The organism is Streptomyces sp. NPDC052020 (assembly GCF_040680575.1).
Taxonomy (GTDB): domain Bacteria; phylum Actinomycetota; class Actinomycetes; order Streptomycetales; family Streptomycetaceae; genus Streptomyces.
The window spans coordinates 69,430-91,209 of the sequence record NZ_JBFAWY010000025.1 but is presented as its reverse complement, the minus strand read 5'-3'; the positions used below and the strand labels follow the sequence as shown (position 1 = coordinate 91,209).

At 73.8% G+C, this 21,780-nt stretch carries 15 protein-coding genes; 5 read left to right on the top strand and 10 right to left on the bottom strand.

The window, feature by feature from the left end; translation table 11 throughout:
• Positions 1 to 14: 14 nt before the first annotated feature.
• The 5 genes from AB0L74_RS24190 to hemE all read right to left on the bottom strand — a co-directional run bounded on the left by AB0L74_RS24190 (position 15) and on the right by hemE (position 5,277).
• A complete protein-coding gene (locus AB0L74_RS24190) occupies positions 15 to 1,280 on the bottom strand; it encodes an FAD/NAD(P)-binding oxidoreductase (protein WP_365656001.1) in 1,266 nt (421 codons plus the stop codon).
• Positions 1,277 to 1,471: a ferredoxin gene (locus AB0L74_RS24185; protein WP_365655998.1), complete on the bottom strand. Its 195-nt coding sequence runs from the start codon at positions 1,469 to 1,471 to the stop codon at positions 1,277 to 1,279. The genes AB0L74_RS24190 and AB0L74_RS24185 overlap by 4 nt, the downstream gene beginning before the upstream one ends.
• 58 nt (positions 1,472 to 1,529) lie before the next feature.
• Complete coding sequence (locus tag AB0L74_RS24180) at positions 1,530 to 2,753, bottom strand: cytochrome P450 (protein WP_365655995.1); 1,224 nt, start codon at positions 2,751 to 2,753, stop codon at positions 1,530 to 1,532.
• 355 nt (positions 2,754 to 3,108) lie between these two features.
• The gene (locus tag AB0L74_RS24175) at positions 3,109 to 3,765 is read right to left on the bottom strand and encodes a TetR/AcrR family transcriptional regulator (protein ID WP_365655992.1); all 657 of its coding nucleotides are present in this window, start codon (positions 3,763 to 3,765) and stop codon (positions 3,109 to 3,111) included.
• A gap of 444 nt (positions 3,766 to 4,209) precedes the next feature.
• On the bottom strand, positions 4,210 to 5,277 hold the full coding sequence (hemE, locus tag AB0L74_RS24170) for a uroporphyrinogen decarboxylase (RefSeq protein WP_365655990.1): 1,068 nt from the start codon (positions 5,275 to 5,277) through the stop codon (positions 4,210 to 4,212).
• Between the two features lie 147 nt (positions 5,278 to 5,424).
• On the opposite strand from hemE, the gene AB0L74_RS24165 reads away from it, so the two are divergent.
• The 5 genes from AB0L74_RS24165 (at position 5,425) to AB0L74_RS24145 (ending at position 12,525) form a co-directional block, all read left to right on the top strand.
• Positions 5,425 to 6,102, top strand: a complete 678-nt coding sequence (locus AB0L74_RS24165) for a DUF3000 domain-containing protein (RefSeq protein WP_365655987.1) — start codon at positions 5,425 to 5,427, stop codon at positions 6,100 to 6,102.
• A gap of 556 nt (positions 6,103 to 6,658) precedes the next feature.
• Positions 6,659 to 7,321 carry a response regulator transcription factor gene (locus AB0L74_RS24160; RefSeq protein ID WP_003993737.1) on the top strand — a complete coding sequence of 221 codons (663 nt, stop codon included), beginning with the start codon at positions 6,659 to 6,661 and terminating at the stop codon, positions 7,319 to 7,321.
• A gap of 347 nt (positions 7,322 to 7,668) precedes the next feature.
• A complete protein-coding gene (locus AB0L74_RS24155) occupies positions 7,669 to 8,955 on the top strand; it encodes a ribonuclease D (RefSeq protein WP_365655984.1) in 1,287 nt (428 codons plus the stop codon).
• A 226-nt stretch (positions 8,956 to 9,181) separates the two neighbouring features.
• Positions 9,182 to 10,399 carry an acetyl-CoA C-acyltransferase gene (locus tag AB0L74_RS24150; protein WP_365655981.1) on the top strand — a complete coding sequence of 406 codons (1,218 nt, stop codon included), beginning with the start codon at positions 9,182 to 9,184 and terminating at the stop codon, positions 10,397 to 10,399.
• Complete coding sequence (locus tag AB0L74_RS24145; protein WP_365655978.1) at positions 10,396 to 12,525, top strand: 3-hydroxyacyl-CoA dehydrogenase NAD-binding domain-containing protein; 2,130 nt, start codon at positions 10,396 to 10,398, stop codon at positions 12,523 to 12,525. Before AB0L74_RS24150 ends, AB0L74_RS24145 begins: the two co-directional genes overlap by 4 nt.
• 75 nt (positions 12,526 to 12,600) lie before the next feature.
• Here the strand turns inward: AB0L74_RS24145 and AB0L74_RS24140 are convergent, their stop codons facing one another.
• The 5 genes from AB0L74_RS24140 to AB0L74_RS24120 are packed head-to-tail and all read right to left on the bottom strand — an operon-like array spanning position 12,601 to position 21,713.
• The gene (locus tag AB0L74_RS24140; protein ID WP_365655975.1) at positions 12,601 to 13,989 is read right to left on the bottom strand and encodes a GDSL-type esterase/lipase family protein; all 1,389 of its coding nucleotides are present in this window, start codon (positions 13,987 to 13,989) and stop codon (positions 12,601 to 12,603) included.
• Positions 13,990 to 14,039: 50 nt separating this feature from the next.
• Positions 14,040 to 16,043, bottom strand: a complete 2,004-nt coding sequence (locus AB0L74_RS24135; protein ID WP_365655972.1) for a PIG-L family deacetylase — start codon at positions 16,041 to 16,043, stop codon at positions 14,040 to 14,042.
• Positions 16,044 to 16,092: 49 nt separating this feature from the next.
• Positions 16,093 to 18,966, bottom strand: a complete 2,874-nt coding sequence (locus AB0L74_RS24130; RefSeq protein WP_365655969.1) for a stealth conserved region 3 domain-containing protein — start codon at positions 18,964 to 18,966, stop codon at positions 16,093 to 16,095.
• Between the two features lie 9 nt (positions 18,967 to 18,975).
• A complete protein-coding gene (locus AB0L74_RS24125; RefSeq protein WP_365655966.1) occupies positions 18,976 to 19,914 on the bottom strand; it encodes a hypothetical protein in 939 nt (312 codons plus the stop codon).
• On the bottom strand, positions 19,911 to 21,713 hold the full coding sequence (locus AB0L74_RS24120) for a stealth family protein (RefSeq protein ID WP_365656073.1): 1,803 nt from the start codon (positions 21,711 to 21,713) through the stop codon (positions 19,911 to 19,913). Before AB0L74_RS24120 ends, AB0L74_RS24125 begins: the two co-directional genes overlap by 4 nt.
• Positions 21,714 to 21,780: the final 67 nt, after the last annotated feature.

Sequence of the window (21,780 nt, the reverse complement as noted above, 5' to 3'; positions counted from 1 at the left end):
GCGGCAGCCGGGCCTCAGGGGGCGAGCGTCTCCGCGAGCCGCGCGGCGGCCTCCTCCCAGGTGCCGGACGCGGCGGCCAGCGGCCGCAGACTGCGGGCCTGTCGGGGCGTCAGGCCGATGCCGAGGACGCCGGTGACGCGGTCCGGACCGCCGTACAGCGCGGCCAGGCGCAGCGGGTCCTTGCCCAGGCGCAGCACCTCGGTCCGCCGGGCGCCGGCGAGGACGCCGTAGGCGTGCAGCTTCAGGTCGTACTGGTCGGACCAGAAGTACGGGACCGGCTCGAACGGGCGGCGCTGCCCGAAGCGTTCGCCGTCCAGTTCGGCGAGGAGGTTGCGGGCGGCGGCCAGTCCCTGCTCTCCCGCGTTCATCCGGTGCTCGATCCGGATGCGCCGTTCCAGCCCGGGGTGGTACCAGCGGGCGACGTCGCCGGCGCCGTAGAGGCCCGGTGCGGCGGCGCAGTGGCGGTCGCAGCCCAGTCCGTCGGACAGGTCCAGGCCGGCGGCCTCGGCGGCGGGGCCGCGCAGCCAGCCGACGGCCGGTTCGGAGCCGATGGCGACCAGGACGTCGTCGGCCTCCACGAGGGTGCCGTCGGCGAGTTCCACTCCCCTCGCCCGGCCGCCGCCGGCGGCGATCGCGGTGACCGTGCGGCCCGGGTACAGGGTGACGCCGTGGTCGCGGTGGACCTCGCCGAGCAGTTCGCCGACCTCGCGGCCCAGGACGCGCTCCATGGGGGTGTCCTGGGTGCCGATGAGCGCCACCCGGTGCCCGAGCCCGCGGGCCACGGCGGCGGCCTCGGCGCCGAGCACACCGCTGCCCACGACCGCCAGCCGCCGGCCCGGCTCGGCCAGCCGCCGCCGCAGGGCGAGGGCGTCGGGGAGGGTGCGCAGCACATGCACGCCCTCGACGCCCTCGGTGCCGGGCAGGGTGCGGGCGCGCACGCCGGTGGCGACGATGACGCCCGCGCACTCCAGGACGGTGTGCTCGCCGTCGTCCAGCGTGACCTCGCGCCGCGCCGGGTCGCAGGCGACGGCCCGGGTGCCCAGCCGCACATCGAGGCCGAGGGCGGCGAGCTGGCCGGCGTCGCGCAGCGCGGTGCGCTCGGGCGGCCAGGCGCCGGACAGCACCTGCTTGGACAGCGGCGGCCGGTCGTACGGCGGGTGCGGCTCGTCGCCGACGAGGGTGATCGCGCCGTCCCAGCCCAGGCGGCGCAGCCCTTCGGCCGCGGCGAGCCCGGCCGCCGACGCGCCGATGACGGCGATGCGGGGACGGGCGGGGCTCATTCGTGGACCTGGATGGCCGCGGCCGGGCAGATGGTGGCGGCGTCACGGACGGCGGCGTGCTGGCCGGGCTCCGGCGTGGCGTTGAGCAGGACGACGATGCCGTCCTCGTCGCGCTGGTCGAAGACCTCCGGGGCCACCAGGACGCACTGGCCGGCACCGCAGCACTTCGCCTCGTCGACGGTGATGTTCATGAGAGGGCTCCTTGGGACGGAGAAGGGATGGGGGGCGGGGGCTGGCGCAGGGACGCGCTCACCAGGTGACCGGCAGGGCGTGGCAGCCGTAGATGACCATGTCCGTGCGGAAGGGGATCTCCTCCACCGGCACGGCCGGGCGCATCGCCGGGAAGCGGCGCAGCAGCGTGGTGATGACGATCTGGAGCTCTGCGCGGGCCAGGGCCTGGCCGAGGCACTGGTGGATGCCGTAGCCGAAGGCCACGTGGTGCTGGGCGTTGGGACGGGTGATGTCCAGCCGGCCGGCGTCGGGGAAGACGTCCTCGTCGCGGTTGGCGGAGGGCACGGCGACGATGACGCCCTCGCCCTTGCGGATGAGCTGTCCGCCGACCTCGACGTCCTCCAGGGCGGCGCGGCGGGGGCCGTTGCGGATGATGCTGTGGAAGCGCAGCAGTTCCTCGACGGCACCGCGGACGAGGGAGGGGTCCTCCCGCAGCCGGCCGGCGGTCTCGGGGTCGAGCATGAGGGTCAGGGCGCTCAGGCCGATCATGTTGGCGGTCGTCTCGTGCCCGGCGACCAGCAGCAGTACGGCGAAGGCGATGAGGTCCTCGTGGGTCAGCTCGCCCCGGGCGTGCTGCTCGGTGGCGAGCCGGCTGAGGATGTCGTCGCCCGGCTCGGCCACCTTGGCGCGTACCAAGCCGTCGATGTAGGCGAGGAGTTCGGCGCGCGCCGGGCCGCGGACCTCCTCGCCGGTCTCGCGGGACAGCAGGGTGCCGGTCAGCCGCTGGAAGGTGTCGTGGTCCTCGTAGGGGACGCCGAGCAGCAGGCTGATGGCCAGCGAGGGCAGCGGCAGCGCGAGCGCCTGGACGAGGTCGACGGGGTGCTCGGAGCGGTCCACGCGCTCCATCTCGTCGCACAGTTCGTCGGTCAGGCGCTGGAGGGTGGGGCGCAGCGCCTCGACCCGCTTGACCATGAAGTCACGGGTGACCATGCGGCGCAGCCGGGTGTGCTCCGGCGGGTCCATGCGGATGAAGCCGCGCGCGGCGTCCGGACGGGGGCTGCCGCCGGTCATGCCGCTGACCGGATAGCCGGGGGTGGAGGTGTCGGAACTGAAACGCTGGTCACCGAGGATCGCCCGGACGTCCGCGTAGCGCGTGGCGAGCCAAGCCCAACCGCCGTCGTCGAGCCGGACCTTGGACAGCGGCTCCTCCAGGCGCAACCGGGCCAGTCCCTCGGGCGGGTCGAAGGGGCAGCCGGACGGTGGCTTGACGGGGAATGGGGGGAAGAGTGTGGGGGTGGACATGCCGCTCCTTGTGGGGGGAAGGGCTGGGCTAACGGTTGTTAGCTTACACATGTATCCCTAAGGCGGCCGCACCCCCGCGACGGTAAAGAAAGCGTGAAATCCAGGCGTCGGTGCGGAAGTTGGGCATCGCGGACGGTCGCCCGGCAGGGGCCGCGGGGAGGCACCGCCCGCCCTGCCCGCCTCGGCCCGCGGCGCGGCGCGGGGGCGCGATCCGGGCAGCCCGGTGACCGGCCGGTGAGCGGGGAGGCGGTGCGCGAGGGCGGCGCGGCACCGGTGGGACGGGGGGCCGTCGCCCGCTCGCGTGCCCCGCCCGGCGCGGCACGCGGTCCCGGCGGCGTGGTGCGGCGGAGCCGGCTCAGCGCTCCAGCAGCAGGCTCAGCAGCTCGTCCACGAACCGGTCCAGCCGCGCGGGATCCTTCTGGCGGGGCATGACCCGCCAGAGCGTGATCCGCCCGTGCAGCGAGCACCACAGGAGGTACGGAGCCTCGGCGCGCGTCCCGCGCACCCGCCACCCGGCGTCCTCGCAGCGCTCCAGCGCCCGGGCCAGGGCGCGCAGCAGCAGCCCGGCCGGGTGGCCGTGGAGGCGTTCGTCCGCGACGGGGGTCTGCCAGGTCTCGCACATCAGGCGGTACTTCGCCGGGTTGGCCACCGCGAAACGGCAGTAGGCGCCCAGCTGGGCGCGGAGCCTGGCCAGCGGGTCGCCTTCGGGCGCCGACGCGTCGGCCTCGGTCATGACCTCGGTCAGGCGCTCGTAGTGCTCCGCCAGTACCGCCCACACCAGTTCGGTCTTGTCGGAGAAGTGGCGGTAGATGCTCGGGGTGGCGATGCCGACCTCTCTGGCCACCGCGCGGAGCGACAGGGCGTCCTCGCTGCCCACCTGCTCCAGGAGGCGGCCGCCGGCCCGCAGGATGTCCTCCCGCAGCCGCTCGCCCTGCCCGCGCGGATTGCGCACGCGGGGCGCGCGCTCGGGAGCAGCACCGGTGGCACGGCTCTTCCCGCCCTGCTCGGCCACCGCCGTTCACCTCCTGCGCTCCGGCACCTGTCCCGCCCACGGGCACCCGCCGTCGCCGCACCGGTCCGGCGAGGGGGCGCGGGGTTCACCGGGGCACCGCAGCGATCGAAGACGGGAGCGACCGCACGATACCGACCCGACCGTACACGAAGCCGTCCGGCGCACCGCGCGGACGCGCTCCCGGCCGGTGCCGCAGCGGCGCCGCCGCCCCGCCCGTCCTGCCGCACCGTGCCACGGCCGCACACGGTGCGCCCGGCGGTGTCCCGGGCGGCGGGACCTGCGCGGACGCGGCGGGCGGGCGGCGCGGCCGGGCCCGTCGGCCGGCGCCCGGGCAGGCCCGTCGTTCATCCATCCGGTCCGGCCGGGGGACCGGCCGAGGCGGCGGCGCGCCCCGCCGACCGGTCGGCGGCCGACCGGGGCACGGGGCGCACCGCGCGGAATCCGTCAGCGGGCCGTCCGGGTGTGGACGTACTCCACGAGGCGGGTCAGCGCGTCCGGGTCGGTGGCCGGCAGCACGCCGTGGCCGAGGTTGAACACGTGGCCCTCCAGGCCGGCCGCCGCGTCCAGCACCTCGCGGGTCTTGGCCTCGACCGCCTCGGGCGAGGAGAACAGGACGGCGGGGTCGAGGTTGCCCTGAAGCGCCTTGCCGGGGCCGACGCGCCGGGCGGCCTCGTCGAGGGGCACGCGCCAGTCGGCGCCGACGACGTCGGCGCCCGCCTCGCCCATCAGGCCGAGGAGCTCGCCGGTGCCGACACCGAAGTGGATGCGCGGCACCCCGTACCCGGCGACGGCCTCGAAGACCTTCGCCGAGGCGGGCATGACCGAGCGCCGGTAGTCGGCCGGGGCCAGGGCGCCGACCCAGGAGTCGAAGAGCTGCACCGCGCTCGCGCCGGCCTCGATCTGCACCTTCAGGAAGGCGGCGGTGATGTCGGCGAGGCGGTCGAGCAGGTCGGCCCACAGCCGCGGGTCGCCGTACATGAGCGCCTTGGTGTGCTCGTGGTTGCGGGACGGGCCGCCCTCCACCAGGTAGCTCGCGAGCGTGAACGGGGCGCCCGCGAAGCCGATGAGCGGGGTGGCGCCGAGCTCACGCGTGAGCAGACCGATCGCCTCGGTGACGTAGGACACGTCCTCGGGGGTCAGGTCGCGCAGCCGCGCCAGGTCGGCGCGCGAGCGGATCGGGCGCTCGACGACCGGGCCGACGCCGGGCTTGATGTCGAGGTCGATGCCGATCGCCTTGAGGGGGACGACGATGTCGCTGAAGTAGATCGCCGCGTCCACGCCGTGCCGGCGCACGGGCTGGAGGGTGATCTCGGTGACGAGCTCGGGCCGCATGCAGGACTCGAGCATCGGGATGCCCTCGCGCACCTTGCGGTACTCCGGCAGGGAGCGCCCGGCCTGCCGCATGAACCACACCGGCGTGTGCGGGACCGGCTCGCGCCGGCACGCCTTGAGGAAGGCGGACTCGTACGTGGCTGTCGGCTGCTTGCCCGCGGGGCTGTCGTTGGCACTCACGACGGAAAGTCTCGCACGTCCCTGCGACAGTCCCGGACCGCGGGGCGGGCGGGAGCGCCCCGGCCCGCGCCGCCCGATCCGGACATCGCGCCCGCCCGCGGGTGTCCCTCCCCGCGCCGGGGCGCCGTTCCGCTTAATCTTCCCCGCATGGCTGCGGCTCAGGGACGAAGGTCGGACGGCGCTGGCGGAATGGACGAACCGAAGGACACCGAGGGGGACGTCCGGCGTGGGGACACGGCACCGCCACCGCCCTTCAGGGCAGCCGTCGAGGCGTTGCGGGCCGCGCGGCTGCGCCCGCAGATCGTGGCCGAGCCGACCCGTCCGCCGCGGCGCCTCGCGCCGTACGCGTACGCGCTGGAGGCCACGGTCGTCGACGGCGACCAGGACCTGGCCGACGGGCGCCTGGTCCTGCTCCACGACCCGGCCGGCCACGACGCCTGGCGGGGCACGTTCCGGCTGGTGACGCTGGTGCGCGCGGAGCTGGAGCCGGAGATGGCCGCGGACCCGCTGCTGCCCGAGGTGTGCTGGTCCTGGCTGACCGGCGCGCTCCAGGCGCGCGGCCTGACGTACGGCGAGCCGAGCGGCACCGTCACGCGCGCGAGCTCCCACTACTTCGGCGGCCTCGCCACCCGCCCGTCCGCGTCGCAGATCGAGATCCGGGCCTCCTGGACGCCGCGCGAGGGGCTGGGCGGGGCCCCGGACACCGCCGCCCATCTGGCCTCCTGGTGCGACCTGCTGGCCCAGGTCGCGGGTCTGCCCCCGGCCGGGCCGGGCGACGCCTCGGTGGTGACGCTGCCGCAGCGGCGCGGACCGCAGTCCCGCTAGCTCGCCCCAGCCCCGCAGGCGCGCCCCAGCCCCGCCGGCTCACCGCGTCCGCCCCTCGCGCCGCGCCTCCACGCCGCGTCCTCGCGCCGCACTCCCCACGCCGCGCCCCCGCCGCGATCGGGGCGGCGCCCCGGTGACGACGTCCCGCCCCCGCGCGGCGCTGCCGCCGTGTCCCTCTCCTTCTTCTTTCTTCCTTCTTTCCTCCTCTTTCTTCCGGTTCCGCCGACCCCTTCCCCAGGGCTCCGCGCCCGGACCCCTCCAGGCCGGCCGGAGGGGCGCTCAAACGTCGCTCGCGCCTCCCTCCACGTCACACCCGAAAATCACGTCACTTTGTCGATACGGCCACTTTCGGCCGGTTAACGACCCAGACCGAAACCGTTCGATCTTCGAATGATCGACCGCGTGTCCGAATTGTTCGGATTGTTACTCACTGGATCGTGATCACTCTCTAAAGGAGGGCGCGTTCGCTGCCGAAGACCACTGTGACCTTGAAAGCACGGTTCGTCCCGGCTTCTTCCCCCACGAGCCGACCCGTCCCGCACCCCCAGGAGGCCTGGTGTCCGTTCTCCTCGAGCAGCCCGCAAGCCTGGTCGCCTACCGCCCGAACAAGCCGACCGCCATGGTGGTCGTGGCCGACCCGCGCGTCCGTTCCACCGTCACCCGCCACCTCTGGGCGCTCGGTGTACGCGACGTCATCGAGGCCTCGTCCATCGCGGAGGCTCGTCCCCGCATCGGCAACCCCCGCGACATCTGCGTCGCCGACGTCCACCTTCCCGACGGCTCCGGCCTGACCCTGCTGTCGGAGACCCGTGCCGCGGGCTGGCCCAACGGGCTCGCCCTCTCCGCCGCCGACGACATCGGCGCCGTACGCAACGCCCTCGCGGGCGGCGTGAAGGGCTACGTCGTCACCGGCACCCGCACCAACGTCGGGCTCCCCACCCGGCCGGGCGCCGCCCCCATCGGCGCCGCCGCCGCCCGCCTGCACCGCCGCCCCCCGGGTGCTCCGAGCCACCCGGGCGGCTACCGCGAGCTCTCCGGCCGCGAGGTCGAGGTGCTGCGGCTGGTGGCGGAGGGCCAGTCGAACAAGGCCATCGGCGTGTCCATGGGCCTGTCCGCGCTGACCGTCAAGAGCCACCTCGCCCGCATCGCCCGCAAGCTGGGCACGGGCGACCGGGCCGGCATGGTCGCGGTGGCCCTGCGGACCGGCATCATCCACTGACCCCCCTCCCCGACCACCCCTTTCCCTCCTTTCCCTCCGTTCCCCGCCCTGCCCCGCCCCTTCCCCAGCCCCCCGCCCCTTCCGCCCCCTCAGCCCGTCACTCTCTTCCCCCCGCTTCCCCTCATCTCCTCCATCGCCCCCCACCGGCCCACGGGCCGCGGCCCCAGCGGCCCCACCGGCCCCTCGCCCCCGCCGGCGTGCGCGCGATCCGGCCGCGGCGCACGGCCGCGTCCCCCGCCTCGCGTGAACCGGGCCTTTCACCGGCCTGACCGGTTTGTGACCCCCGGGCGCCCGCCGACGGAACGTTCCGTCGGCGGGCGCCCTCGCCGCACCGATACTCTTGACATGTGACCGACGCCCACGAGACCGCAGCAGACCGTTCACTGCGAACCACCGGAGGCGCCCCTCCGGACGACGGCGGACCGTCAGCCGCGCAGGCGCCGATCCCCTTGCTGGAACCGCGCGAGGGCATTCCGCCCGTGATCGCCGACCAGGCGTCCCTCGCCCGGGTGACCGCCGCCTTCGCCGCCGGGTCCGGGCCCGTCGCCGTCGACGCCGAGCGCGCCTCCGGCTACCGCTACGGACAGCGCGCCTATCTGGTGCAGCTGCGCCGCCAGGGCGCCGGGACGGCGCTCATCGACCCCGTCGCCTGCCCCGACCTGTCCGGTCTGGGCGAGGCGCTGTCCGGCGTGGAGTGGGTGCTGCACGCCGCCACCCAGGACCTGCCCTGCCTGCGGGACATAGGCATGGTGCCCACCCGGCTCTTCGACACGGAGCTGGCCGGGCGGCTCGCCGGGTTCCCGCGGGTCGGCCTCGGCGCGATGGTCGAGGGCGTCCTGGGCTTCGTACTGGAGAAGGGGCACTCCGCCGTCGACTGGTCGACGCGCCCGCTGCCCGAGCCGTGGCTGCGCTACGCCGCCCTGGACGTCGAGCTCCTGGTCGACCTGCGCGACGCGCTGGAGAAGGAGCTGGACCGGCAGGGCAAGCTGGAGTGGGCCCGGCAGGAGTTCGACGCCATCGCCGCCGCGCCGCCGCCCGAGCCGCGCAAGGAGCCGTGGCGCCGCACGTCCGGCATGCACAAGGTGCGCCGGCGGCGCCAGCTCGCCGCCGTGCGGGAGATGTGGCAGGCCCGGGACCGGATCGCGCAGCGCCGGGACGTCTCGCCGGGCAAGGTGCTCTCCGACGCGGCCATCGTCGAGGCGGCGACCGCCCTGCCGCCCAACGCGCACGCGCTCGCCGCGCTCAACGGGTTCGGGCACCGCATGGGCCGGCGGCAGCTGGAGCAGTGGCAGGCCGCGATCGACCGCGCCAGGGCGCTGCCGGAGTCCGCGCTGCCGCAGCCGGGGCAGCCGGTGACCGGTCCGCCGCCGCCACGCGCCTGGGCCGACAAGGACCCGGCCGCCGCCGCCCGCCTGTCGGCGGCCCGCGCCGGGGTGAGCGCGCTGGCCGAGGAGCTGAACATGCCGCAGGAGAACCTGATCACGCCCGACACGGTGCGCCGGCTCTGCTGGGAGCCGCCGCAGACCCTCGACGCCGAGTCGGTGGGAGCCGCGCTCGCCGGGTACGGGGCCCGGCCGTGGCAGGTGGAGCAGGTGACGCCCGTGCTGCTCGCCGCCCTGTCGGCCCGCCCCTGATCCGTCCGTCCGGCCCGCCCCCGGATCCGCGTCATCGGGACCACGCCGGGACCCATCGCGGAACCGGGGGCCTTCGCGCTTCGGCGTCCTCCGTACGGTGTGACCTTCGCCGCTCCCGGCGGGGGGACTGGGCAGCTACGTTACCCACAAGTAGCATGAGGCTGAGCGCGCGCTCAGTGCATGCGTGCCGCAGCAGTGCCACCCCGCACCCTGGAGGAGAGCCATCGTGCCTCGTACCGTCAGGGACGTCGTCTTCGTCGACGGCGTCCGCACCCCGTTCGGCAAGGCGGGCCCGAAGGGCATCTACCACGAGACCCGGGCCGACGACCTCGTCGTGAAGGCGATCCGGGAGCTGCTGCGCCGCAACCCCGGCCTGGACCCGAAGCAGATCGACGAGGTCGCCATCGCCGCGACCACGCAGATCGGCGACCAGGGCCTGACCATCGGCCGCACGGCCGGCATCCTCGCCGGTCTGCCCCAGTCGGTCCCCGGCTACGCGATCGACCGCATGTGCGCCGGCGCGCTGACCGCCGTGACCACCGTCTCCGGCTCCATCGCCTTCGGCGCGTACGACGTCGCCATCGCGGGCGGTGTCGAGCACATGGGCCGCCACCCGATGGGCGAGGGCGTCGACCCCAACCCGCGGTTCGTGAGCGAGAAGCTGGTCGACGAGTCCGCGCTGTTCATGGGCATGACGGCGGAGAACCTGCACGACCGCTATCCGCAGATCACCAAGCTGCGCGCCGACGAGTACGCGGTGCGCTCGCAGGAGAAGGCCGCCAAGGCGTACGCCAACGGCAAGATCCAGCAGGACCTGGTGCCGGTCTCGGTGCGCCGCACCAACCCCGAGGGCGGCGAGACGGGCTGGGGCCTGGTCACCGCCGACGAGCCGATGCGCCCGGGCACCACGCTGGAGAACCTGGCGGGCCTGAAGACGCCGTTCCGGGTCCACGGCCGGGTCACGGCGGGCAACGCCGCCGGTCTGAACGACGGCGCCACCGCCTCGGTCATCGCGAGCGAGGAGTTCGCCCGCGAGCACGGCCTGCCGGTCAAGATGCGCCTGGTCTCCTACGCCTTCGTGGGTGTGGAGCCGGAGGTCATGGGCTACGGCCCGATCCCGGCGACGGAGAAGGCCCTGGCCAAGGCTGGTCTGTCCATCTCCGACATCGGCCTGTTCGAGATCAACGAGGCTTTCGCCGTCCAGGTGCTGGCCTTCCTCGACCACTACGGCATCGCCGACGACGACGAGCGCGTCAACCAGTACGGCGGCGCCATCGCCTTCGGCCACCCGCTGGCCTCCTCCGGCGTCCGTCTGATGACGCAGCTGGCCCGCCAGTTCGAGGAGCAGCCGCACGTCCGCTACGGCCTGACGACCATGTGCGTCGGCTTCGGCATGGGCGCGACGGTCATCTGGGAGAACCCGCACTTCGAGGGGGACAAGTGAGCACCACCGCCGAACTGTTGAAGGGCGCGGCCGAGCTGTTCCCGGACGAGGTCGTCACGCAGGCGCACGTACGCCACTTCGACCTGCCGCTCCAGGCGGGCCGTTTCGCGCTGATCACCCTGGACAACGGGCACGACCACACCAAGCCGACCACCTTCGGCCCCCAGTCGCTGGCGAACCTGAACGCCGCCGTCGACCAGGTGGAGAAGGAGGCCGCGGACGGCGAGATCGTCGGTGTCGGTGTCACCGGCAAGCCGTTCGTCTTCGCCGTCGGCGCCGACCTCAAGGGCGTCGAGCTGCTGAAGGAGTGGGACCACGCCTACGCCATCGGCAAGGGCGGCCACGACGTCTTCAAGCGCCTGTCGGGCCTCGCGGTGCCGACGTTCGCGTACTACAACGGCGCCGCGATGGGCGGCGGCGTCGAGGTCGGCCTGCACTGCACCTATCGCACGGTGTCCGCGGCCGTCCCGGCGTTCTCGCTCCCCGAGGTGTTCCTCGGCCTGGTCCCCGGCTGGGGCGGCTGCACCCTGCTGCCGAACCTGATCGGCGCCGACAAGGCCGTGACGGTGATCATCGAGAACAGCCTCAACCAGAACCGGCAGCTCAAGGGCAAGCAGGTCTACGAACTCGGCATCGCGGACGCGATCTTCGAGGGCGCGGACTTCCTGGAGCAGTCGCTGAGCTGGACGGCGGCCGTCCTCAAGGGCGAGATCGCGATCGAGCGCCCGGCGATCGACCGCGGCGAGGCGTGGGACCAGGCGGTCGCGCGCGGCCGGTTCATCGCCGACTCCAAGGTGCACGGCGCCGCCCCGGCCGCCTACCGCGCCCTGGACATCATCGCCGCCGCCAGGAACGGCGACCTCCAGCAGGGCTACGACGCCGAGGACCAGGCCCTCGCCGACCTGATCATGGGCGGTGAACTGCGCTCCGGCATCTACGCGTTCAACCTGGTGCAGAAGCGCGGCAAGCGCCCGGCGGGCGCCCCGGACAAGAACCTGGCGCGCCCGGTCACCAAGGTCGGTGTCGTCGGCGCCGGTCTGATGGCCAGCCAGCTCGCGCTGCTCTTCCTGCGCCGCCTGGAGGTGCCGGTCGTGCTGACCGACATCGACCAGGAGCGCGTCGACAAGGGCGTGGGCTACGTCCACGCCGAGATCGACAAGCTGCTCGGCAAGGGCCGGATCGGCCAGGACAAGGCCAACCGCCTCAAGGCGCTGGTGACCGGCGTCCTGGACAAGGCCGAGGGCTTCGCGGACGCCGACTTCGTCATCGAGGCGGTCTTCGAGGAGATGGGCGTCAAGCAGCAGGTGTTCGCGGAGGTCGAGGCGGTCGCCCCGGCGCACGCGATCCTCGCCACCAACACCTCCTCGCTGTCGGTGACGGAGATGGCGTCGAAGCTGAAGCACCCCGAGCGGGTCGTCGGCTTCCACTTCTTCAACCCGGTGGCGGTGCTGCCGCTGCTGGAGATCGTGCGCGGCGAGCGGACCGACGACGCGTCGCTGGCCACCGCGTTCGGCGTCGCCAAGAAGCTGAAGAAGACGGCGGTGCTGGTCAAGGACGCCCCGGCGTTCGTCGTGAACCGCATCCTGACCCGCTTCATGGGCGAGATCCAGAACGTCATCGACGAGGGCACGCCGGTGGACGTGGCGGAGAGGGCGGTCGAGCCGCTCGGCCTGCCGATGTCGCCGCTGGTCCTGCTGGAGCTGGTCGGCCCGGCGATCGGCCTGCACGTCTCCGAGACGCTGAACAAGGCGTTCCCGGACCGCTTCACGGTCTCCCCGAACCTGAAGGCGGTCGTCGAGGCCGGCAAGCGCGGCTTCTACGTCTACGACAGCGGCAAGCCCGAGCTGGACCCGGAGGTCGCCGCGCTGCTGAAGCAGGGCGATGTGGTCCTGACCGAGGAGCAGGTGCGGGCCCGCGTCCTGGACGCGGTGGCGCGGGAGATCGGGCTCATGCTCGACGAGGGCGTCGTCGCCGAGCCCCAGGACATCGACCTGTGTCTGATCACCGGCGCCGGCTGGCCCTTCCATCTGGGCGGCATCACGCCGTACCTGGACCGCGAGGGCGTCTCCGAGCGGGTGAACGGCAAGCGGTTCCTCCAGCCGGGGGTGGCGTCGGTCCCGGCGTGACCCACAGCGCGTAAGCGGGCATCGCCGGTCCGGCCGGCGATGCCCGCTTCCGTTTCCCGCCCCGCCGGGCGGAACTCACCAGGCGGGCAGCGCGGGGTAGTGCTCGCAGTCCGGGCCGCACGGCACGCGCGCGGACAGGGAGGTGTGCAGCCAGCTGTCCTCGGGGACGCCGTGCACCTTCAGCTCCAGTGCGGCGGGCGGCGAGTGGATGGCGCTGAACACCGCGACGAACTCCACGGTGTAGGTGCCCGGCCGCCAGTCGTGGGGATGCGTGACCCGCCAGGTGCCGTCCTCCTGAACCGGCGCCTCGGCGATCAGCCGTCCCCGCTCCAGGACCATGACCTTCTCGGCGCCCCGCCCGGCCGTGCCCGAGAAACGGGGGCGGGGGCCGCTCCAGGCTCCCGGGCGCGGCCCGATCACCTCGGGCGCGTCCAGGTGGTCCAGCACCTCGAACTCGGTCTCCGCCGCGGACGACACCGCGTTTCCCGCGGCGGCGACGACGGTCACCTTGTGCCGGCCCTCGGGCCACTGCACGGCCCGCCGCCACTGCCAGGTCCCGTCCGCGGCCACCTGGGTGCCGCCGAGGTACTGGCCCTCCTCGAAGAACAGCAGGTACTGGGCGCCCGCGGGGGCCGTGCCCGCCAGCTTCCGCCCGACGCCCACGAGCCGGCCGGGCTGCGGGGAGGCGACGACCGGCGCGGCCCGCACCTCGGGCTGCGCCGTGAGGGCGAGCTGCGGGTTCTGCACGGTGAACTCGGTGAGCACCCCCGGTATCTGGCCGGGCATCAGGGACTGGACGTTCACCAGGCCCGGGGGGAGGCCCGGCAGGGCCGCCAGGCCGCTCGCCACCAGCCGGGCCACCTCGCGGGCCCCGGCGTGGTTGAAGTGGGTGGAGTCGATGATGCCCTGCGGGTGCCCGGGGTGCTCGCCCGGGTCCAGCCAGCGGAAGAGGCCGCGTGCCCGGGTGGGGCCCAGTTCCGCCAGGAGCCGGGTGGTGGCGGCCGTCAGGTCCACCAGCGGGCAGCCCAGTTCCGCGGCGGCCTGCGCGGTCAGCTCCGGGTAGCCGTCATGGGTGTCCACGGGGCGGCCGGTGACGTCGAAGACACAGCGGGCCGTCGGGGTGACCAGGACCGGGACGGCGCCCTCGGCCCGCAGCGCCTCGACGTACAACCGCAGGTACTCGCGGTACTCCCGCGGCCCGTGGTACCGGTTGAGCTGGTTGACGCGCTGCTCGACATGGCCGAAGGCGATGAGCACCACGTCGCCCGGGCCGACGAGCGTGAGCAGCGCGGCGAACCGCTCGGTGAAGTACCCGCGCAGCGTCATCGCGTCGCGCGCGTAGTTGCGTACGTCGCAGTCGGCTCCCAGGAACTCCGCGAGGTACTGGCCCCACCCGGCGAGCGGGGCCTCCTCCTCCGTACGGGAGGCGGCAACCGAGTTGCCGATGACGCAGATCTTCCTCATGACTTCTTTCTTCTTCTCGCCTCGGTCGTCCAGCGGCCCGCCGATGCGGGTCAGCACGCCTGCCAGGGCCCGAACCCGACGCCCGGGCGGGGTTCCTCCTGCCGTGCCCAGTGCAGCCGGCCGTCCGCGCCGAGCACGGTGACGACCGCCCGGCCGTGGGCGTCGGCCGCGATCGCGGGCGCACCGGTCATCTGCACGGGGTGGCGCTGCCACCCGGGCCGGCCCTCCTCGCGTCCGTCCGCGGACAGCACCGCGACGGCGGGGCGGCTGAGTTCGTCCCGGCGGGCGAGGACCAGCAGGTCGTGGTCGGCCGACTGGAGCCGGACGGCGGCGACGGCCCCCGTGCCGCCGTCCTCGCTGAGGCGATCCACCCGCTGCTCCCAGGTGCCGTTGGGCCGCTGCTGGTGACGCATGACGGCGCCGGTGTCCTCCTCCCGGTAGAACAGGGCGATCCGGTTGCGGCCGATCTGCACGGGGGTCAGCCCCGAGGCCGGGCGCCAGGACTCCGGCACGCTGGTGACCAGCTGGTCCTCCAGTTTGAAGGGACCGTAGACCGCGTCCTGGCGCCAGCGCACCCCGCCGGTGCGGTTGGTGGCGTACAGGTCGATACGGCCGGTCGAGCGCAGGACGGCGGTCAGGGCGTCCTGCATCCAGCGCCCGCCGAAGACCTCCCACGGCGCCAGGCCCTCCGCCGTCTCGCGGCGCATGCTGACGCCGACGGAGAAGTTCCGTACGAAGACGTGGAGATGGCCCGCCGGGTCGACGACGGCCGCGGGCACGCCGACCTCGCGGCAGCGGCGCCAGTCCCCGGTCGCCTCGTCGGGGTTGCCGAGGGACTCCCAGGGCATCGCCGAGCCGGTGTGGGCCTGACGCCACATGCGCACCACGTCCACGTCGACCCGGCCGTCCTCCCCCGCCGTGCGGCGCAGGCCCACCAGGTGGACGCCGCCGGTGCGGTCCGGGGCGACGGCCAGGCACGGCAGCAGACCGCCGCCGGGCAGCAGCAGGGGTCCCTCGAAGCGGCCCGCGCCGGGCTCCGTCTCCGTCCACACGGCGGCCTGGTCGCCGAGGACGGCGTAGGCCGCGAGCCGGCCGTCGGCCTGCCGGTGCAGCCACTGGGTGCCCTGCGGATAGCGGCTGCGGGTGCTCCAGCCGTAGCGCCGGATGTCGGCGCCGTCGCCGAGCTGGAGGTCGCCGCAGTAGCGGTGGGCGCACGGGTGGCCGTCGGCCCCCGCGTACACGTCGATGAGGCTCTTCTTCAGGGTGTGGGAGCGCTCGCTGAGGTTGTTCGGCCAGGTCTTGTTGCCGTAGCCGGTGAAGTGCTCGGTCAGCGGCGGGCGGCCGCCCGCGCGCAGATGGCGGCGCAGCGCCTCCAGGGCGAACTGGGCGGTGGCGGTGTGGTCGGCGTGGTCGCTGGAGGTGACGCCGCGGGCCTCGTCGAACGACTCGTGCAGCGGGTCCGGGTCCATGGTCCACATCAGCGTGGGCTGGACGTAGCCGAGCAGTTGCACCAGCGCGGCGACGACCTCCTCGCGGCCCAGGAGCTGCGGCTGCCGCAGCGGCGACTCGGCGGCGACGAGCGTGGGCTGGCGGGCCGCCCGCCCGTCCCACAGGCTGGTCAGCCGGGCCGGCGGCTGGTCGGGCGGGAAGCCGTGGGCGGCGTCCGCCATCCGCAGTCCGAGGAAGAACAGCTGCACACCCGGCGCTTCCTGGAGGTAGCAGCGCTCGGCGGCCACTCCGGGGACCAGCTCGACGGCCTCCCGGACCCAGGGCGCCTCCCGCTTGCCGAGGACCATGGTCGCGTAGGCGGCGCGCAGCCCGTTCTGGCGGGCCTCCATGTAGCCCTCGAAGTCGACGGGGCCGCGGTCGCGGAGCGGGTCGCGGGTGTCGACGTTGCGCCCGTCGGCCTCGGCGGCGGTGAGGTACACGCTGGTGACGTGGTGTCCGGCGGCGAGCAGCCGGCACAGGTCGGGGTTGACGAAGTACAGGTCGTCGTCGGGGTGGGCGAAGACCTGGAACAGCGAGGCGGGGTGCGCTGTGGCGGGCTGCGTCATGGTCGGTGGGCGCTCCGGTCGGGGACGGCGGACGGGCGGGCGGGCACGGTCACAGGGGCCATTCGGGCAGGTACCCGGCGTGGAACCTCTGGTTGCGCGGTGAGCCGGCCTCGAACTGGCTGGCCACCGGGAAGTACGAGGGCAGGAACGCCGCCAGGATCGCGTCCTGCTCGTCCTCGGTGACGTCGCCGTCGTGGTAGTCGTTCAGGCAGAACACGTCGTGCGGCCGGTTGAGCTGGAGCCGGGACAGGCGCTGCTTGTGCTCGCTCAGGCCGACGTTGACGAAGCCGCAGTTGATGCTGCCGGGCGCCGAACGCTGGGTGTGGTAGCCGACGTAGTGGTGCAGCGACGAGGCGATCGCGAGGTCGGTGTGGCTGCGGAAGCGGCTGGCCGCGGTGGCGGCGACGGCGTCGGCGAAGTACTTCTCGATGTCGGCGAGCACGCTGCGCCGCAGCGGGTGCGGCGCGTGCAGGAACGAGTGGGCGAGCACCTGGCCGAAGGCCGCGGCGACCAGAGCGCGGTTGTTCTTGGCCGCGCTCATGTTGAACTCGTCCTCGGCCGTGATGTGTCCCATGGGCACGGTCGTCGGGGACATGAAGTACTTGGCGACGCCGTTGCCGTGGAAGAACATGCCCGGCTGGAGCACCCGGCCGATGAACACGTCGTCGTTGAAGTACAGGAAGTGCTCGGCCAGGCCGTCGATGTGGTGCAGCTGGCTCTCGATGGCGTGCGAGTTGTACGTCGGCAGCACCGACGGGTCGGCGAAGATCTCCCGGTGGTCGACGACCCGGATCCGGGGGTGGCTCAGGTCGAGCCACTCGGGCACCTGCTGGTCGGTGACGAGGTGGATGGTGCGGATCCACGGGGCGAACATGTCGATGGAGCGCAGCGAGTAGCGCAGCTCGTCCCGGTCGCGGAAGCGTGCCGCGCTGGTGGCGGAGTCCTCGGTCTCCATGCCGAGGGCGCGCATCACCGCGTTCTTCCGTTCCAGCCAGGCGAGGTCCCCGCCGTTGACCCAGGTGTACACGGCGTCGACGGGGAACGTCACGTCGCCGTGGAGGGTCTGGGCGAACGGCTCGATCGTCGGGTAGGCGCGGCCGCCCAGCACGGTGGAGCACGCCGTCATGGCGGCGCCGGGCACCCGGTCGCCGATCAGGGTGCGCACCGGGGAGACCATCATGCCGGGGGTCTCCGGGTCGTCGTCCCAGAAGTTGATCGTGCAGCCGTAGACGCCGGCCAGGCGGAGCGTGCGGGCCTGGGTGACGGCGTTCTGGTAGACGCGCACCGCCGCGCAAGGAGTCTGCGCGTACTGCTCGGCGAAGGCGGCGAGGACCGTGGCGGTGGGGCTCTGCCGCTCGTTCAGCAGGGAGACGTAGACGGCGCTGCCGCCGTGCGCCGCGGTCAGCGCCTTGAGCACCGCTTCCCGGTTGGAGACGTGGACGGCGACGGCGTGCCGGACGTTGGTGTCCCGGGTGACGAAGTACGGGATCTGCGCGTGCGACAGGGCGGCGGCGACCAGGGCCAGATTGTTCTGGACGATGTCCCAGGGGGTCTCGCTCTCCAGGCGGCGGCACAGCTGTCCGCCGTCGCGCACCAGGCCCCGGTCGGCGCGCAGCAGCCGCTCCTCCAGCGCGCGCTGCTCCTTGGTGTCGACGGTCGTGGCGGGGGCGGGCGCGGCCGGCCGGAGCATGCCCTCGTGTCCGCTCATCAGGGCGTGCACCGCCTGGCGCTCCGCCTTGCGGGACTCGCGCAGGCCCGAGGCCCGGTCCGCCGCCAGCTCGGCGAAGATCCGCTCCCACAGGGCGGTGACGACGGGCGGGGCGAGCCGGGCGACGGAGGCGGCGGCCTCCTGTCCCATGCGGTGGCGCAGGGGGGCGTCCTCGATGAGGCGGATCAGCGCCTGGGCCGCGGCGTCGGTGTCGTTGGCCGGGACGAGGATGCCGGTGAGCCCGTCGATGACGACCTCGCGGGGGCCGTTGGGGCAGTCGTAGGACACCACGGGCACGCCGGCGGCCTGGGCCTCCGTCAGCACCAGCGGGAAGGCCTCGTTGCGGGAGGTCATCAGGGCGATGCTGGCCTTGGCCCACTCCTCGGCCAGGTGCGGGGAGTTGCCGTTGAGCTGGACGCTGTCGTGCAGGCCCAGTACGTCGATCTGCCGCCGCAGGGCGCCGCTGAGGGGCCCGTCGCCGAAGACGCGCAGCGTCCAGGTGGGGTGGCGGCGGACCACGGTGTCCCAGATGGTGATGGCGTGGTCGATCTGCTTCTCGCCGACGAGCCGGCCGGCGATGACGACCGTGCGCGTTTCGAGGGTGGAGCGCGGCCGGAATCCGCGCGGCAGCGCGTTGGGCACGACGTCGATGCGCGGCGCGCTCTGGCCGAGGGTCTCGGCGAACCAGTTGCGGGTGCGTTCGCTGAGCACGGCGAGCGCGTCGAGCCGGGAGGCGTAGCGCAGCAGCGGTTCGGCGCTCGGGCCGCGCAGCTCGGAGACGCGGTGCTCCTGGTGGAGGGTCATCACCCGGGGCGGGGCCAGCTGCACGGCCAGGGCCATGAGCGCCGGGGTGGTGGTGATGAGCAGGTCGGTGTCGGTGTGCTGGAGGGCGTACTCCAGCTCCAGGTCGGTGAGCCGGTTGAACGCCGCCTCCCACGACGGGTCGATCAGGCTGCTGGGGCGGTCGGCGACCTGGGCCCACGCCTCGGGTGCGAGGCCGGTCGGACGCAGGGGCCGGGGCGCGGGGCCGGTCTGGTCGATCAGGTAGTCGACGCGGATGCGCTCGTCGATCGGGAAGAACAGCCGCGGCTGGGTCTTGAGGATGCTCAGGACGCGGACGTCGTGGTTCTCGACGAGCTCGGCGGCCTGGTTGAAGACGGCCCGTTCGGTGCCTCCGACGGCGTCCGCGGTGAGGAGCAGGAAAGTGATCTTCATGATTTCCGGTTACGCGGCTTCCGTCATCTGGCTGCACTGGATGCGGAAGTTGCCCGCGGGTGTGTAGCGGGGCAGGACGAGCATGGGGGTGAGGCCGACGGGCGTGACCGCGCTCTCCCGCATCGCGAAGACGCGCTTGGGGTTGCGCACATCGTGCAGGCGGCGTCCGAGCCGCAGGTCGCGCAGGTTGTCCGAGCACAGGAGGACGTCCCACTGCTCGGGCCGGTCGCGGTGCGGCGTCATGAGGTGCAGGGGCGCCAGGACCTGCCACAGGCCGTCGCCGAGCGCGTCGACCTCGGCCTCGAACCGGCGTCCGGAGGCGACGAACTCCGCCCAGGGCGCCCGGGGTTCACCGCCGACGACCCGGAAGGCGATCTCCAGTGCGCTGTGGGACACCTGGACGCGGACCACCTCGGCCGCGGGCTGGGGCGGGGTGAACGTCACCCGGGCGCTTCCGGTGACGCCGCGGCCGAGCCGGTAGCGGGCCCCCGTCACCGCGGAGGCCGCCATGGGGCGGGTGGGTCCGCCGTACGGCTCCGGCATGTCGAGGAGCACCAGCGACAGGGCGCGGCGGCGCAGCCCCTTCCGCAGGCGCAGCCGGATCTTCCAGCGGCCGGTCCGCAGCGGGAGCCCGCCCACGTCCGCGCCGAGCAGGATGGCGGCGTCCATGACGATGCCGCCGTCGTGGTCGGCGTACACGCGGGCGGCGGCGGTGTGCCGCCGGCCCCGGCGCCGCAGCTCGATGCGGGCCCGCTCGTCCGGGCGGGCCCAGCGGGGCAGCCGCGCGTGCAGGTTCACGGTCTGCCCGTCCAGGACGGCGGCGTAGCGGAGTACGGCCGCGCGGTCCTTGCGCCAGGGCAGGAACACCCGGCGGAGCAGGACCGACCGGGTCCGGGTGACCGTTCGGCGCAGTGTGCGGCGGACGGCACGCAGGGGTCGGCGCTTCATCGTGGGGCTCCGTCGAGGGGGGTGGGGTCGAAGCGGGCGGGGTCGGTGACCGGGCGCAGGGCGCGGCGCTCGGCGAGCCGGATCGGTCCGGTCCTGCCCTCGGGCAGCTCGAACCGGCTGGGCACGGGGAAGTAGCGCTCCAGGAACGAGCGCACCATGCGTTCCTGCGCCGCGGGGTCGGGGTGCACCACGGTGTCGTTCAGGCAGAAGGTGTCGAAGTTCCGGCGGGCGAGCAGGGTGTCCAGGCGGCGCTGGGCGAGGTCCGCGGCGAGGTCGATGTAGACGTAGCGCAGGGTGCCGACGGTGGCGCGGCCGGTGTGGAAGCCGTAGTAGTGGTGCAGGGACGAGGCGATCGGGACGTCCTCGGGGGACCGGAAGCGCGCGTGCTGGGTGCGGTGGTGCTCCTCGGCGTACACCAGCTCGATGTCCGACAGGACGCTGCGGCGCAGCGGGTGCGGGGTGTGCTTCATCTTCTGCGCCACGCGGGTGCCGAAGGACCGCTCGATCAGGGTCCGGCTGTTCTTGCCCGCGGCGTTGACCGGCAGGTCGCCGGGGTCCGTCGGTCCGGTCGGCACCAGTGCCTTGGACTGGAAGAACTTGCTGAGTCCGTTGGGGTGGAAGAAGTGGCCGGCGGTGAGGGGGCGGCCGAGGAACACGTCGTCGTTGAGGTAGAGGAAGTGCTCGGCGAGGCCGTCGATGTGGTGCAGCTGGCTCTCGATGGCGTGCGAGTTGAAGGTCGGCAGGGCCGAGGGGTCGGAGAAGATCTCGCGGTGGTCGACGACCTTCAGGCCCGGGGCGTCGGTGTCGAGCCAGGCGGGCACCTGCCCGGCGGTGACCAGGTGGATGGTGCGCACCCAGGGCGCGTACTGGTGGAGGGAGCGCAGCGAGTAGCGCAGCTCGTCCCGGCTGGTGAAGCGGGCGTCGTTGGCGGCCTGGCTGTGCAGGCGCGGGGCGGGGACGCCGAGGCGTCCGGAGCGGGCCGCGTCGCGTTCGGCCGCCCAGACGGGGTCGGAGTCGTCGACCCAGGTGTACACGACGTCGATGGGGAAGAGGTGGTCCTCCGGGAGCGGCTGGGTGAACTCGGGCAGGGTGCGGGTGACACCGGTGGCGTAGGCGCCGGGTATGAGGCTGAACAGGGCCTGCGGCGCCTCGGCCCGCTCTCCGGCGTCGACGAAGTCGGTGACGACGCTGTTGGGGCGGGGCGCGGTGAGCCGTCCGTCGGCCTCCGCCCAGAACTCCAGGTCGCAGCCGGAGCCGGAGCCGAAGACCAGTTCCTGGGTGGGGTCGGTGACGTACCAGGCCAGGCGCAGCACGTCGTGCCGGCGGAGCCGGTGCCAGCTGCGCTCCTCCTCCCCCGGGTGCATGGCCGCGTCGTCGGCGCCCGCGGGTCCGGCGTATCCGGGCGCCGCCTCGAACGCCTCCCGCAGCACGGCCTCGGCGTCCTGCCGCAGGGCGGCCGGCACCGCCACGGCGGGCAGGTCGTGTCCGGTGCCCCGGACGCAGAAGTGGTCGATGCCGCCGGATTCCAGCGCCGTGACGACGATGTGCAGATTGCGGGCGCGCGCCGCCCAGGCGGTGGCTCCCTCGACCAGCTGGGCGCGCATATGGCGTCCGTCCACCCGGACGATCCGCAGGTCGAAGCCGGCTCCGTGGCGCGACACCTTGCGGCGGCCGCCCATGGCCCAGACGACGGTGGCGGAGCGCACGGCGTCGAAGGTGGTGAGGGACTGCTTGACGGCCGACCTCAGGGGCGTGGGCACTTTGCGGGCGATGCCGCGACGGGCCGTCGTCGGCACGATCGTCCGGTACGCGGATACGAGAGACCCGGCTTCCGGATTGCCGGAACCGACCACGAGGCACCCACCA

Coding starts and splice junctions, on each gene's coding strand:
- AB0L74_RS24185 (WP_365655998.1), bottom strand. CDS start 1,471: ATGAACATCACCGTCGACGAGGCGAAGTGCTGCGGTGCCGGCCAGTGC.
- AB0L74_RS24130 (WP_365655969.1), bottom strand. CDS start 18,966: ATGAAGATCACTTTCCTGCTCCTCACCGCGGACGCCGTCGGAGGCACC.
- AB0L74_RS24125 (WP_365655966.1), bottom strand. CDS start 19,914: ATGAAGCGCCGACCCCTGCGTGCCGTCCGCCGCACACTGCGCCGAACG.
- AB0L74_RS24165 (WP_365655987.1), top strand. CDS start 5,425: ATGGCTGCGGCTCAGGGACGAAGGTCGGACGGCGCTGGCGGAATGGAC.
- AB0L74_RS24180 (WP_365655995.1), bottom strand. CDS start 2,753: ATGTCCACCCCCACACTCTTCCCCCCATTCCCCGTCAAGCCACCGTCC.
- AB0L74_RS24140 (WP_365655975.1), bottom strand. CDS start 13,989: ATGAGGAAGATCTGCGTCATCGGCAACTCGGTTGCCGCCTCCCGTACG.
- AB0L74_RS24135 (WP_365655972.1), bottom strand. CDS start 16,043: ATGACGCAGCCCGCCACAGCGCACCCCGCCTCGCTGTTCCAGGTCTTC.
- AB0L74_RS24190 (WP_365656001.1), bottom strand. CDS start 1,280: ATGAGCCCCGCCCGTCCCCGCATCGCCGTCATCGGCGCGTCGGCGGCC.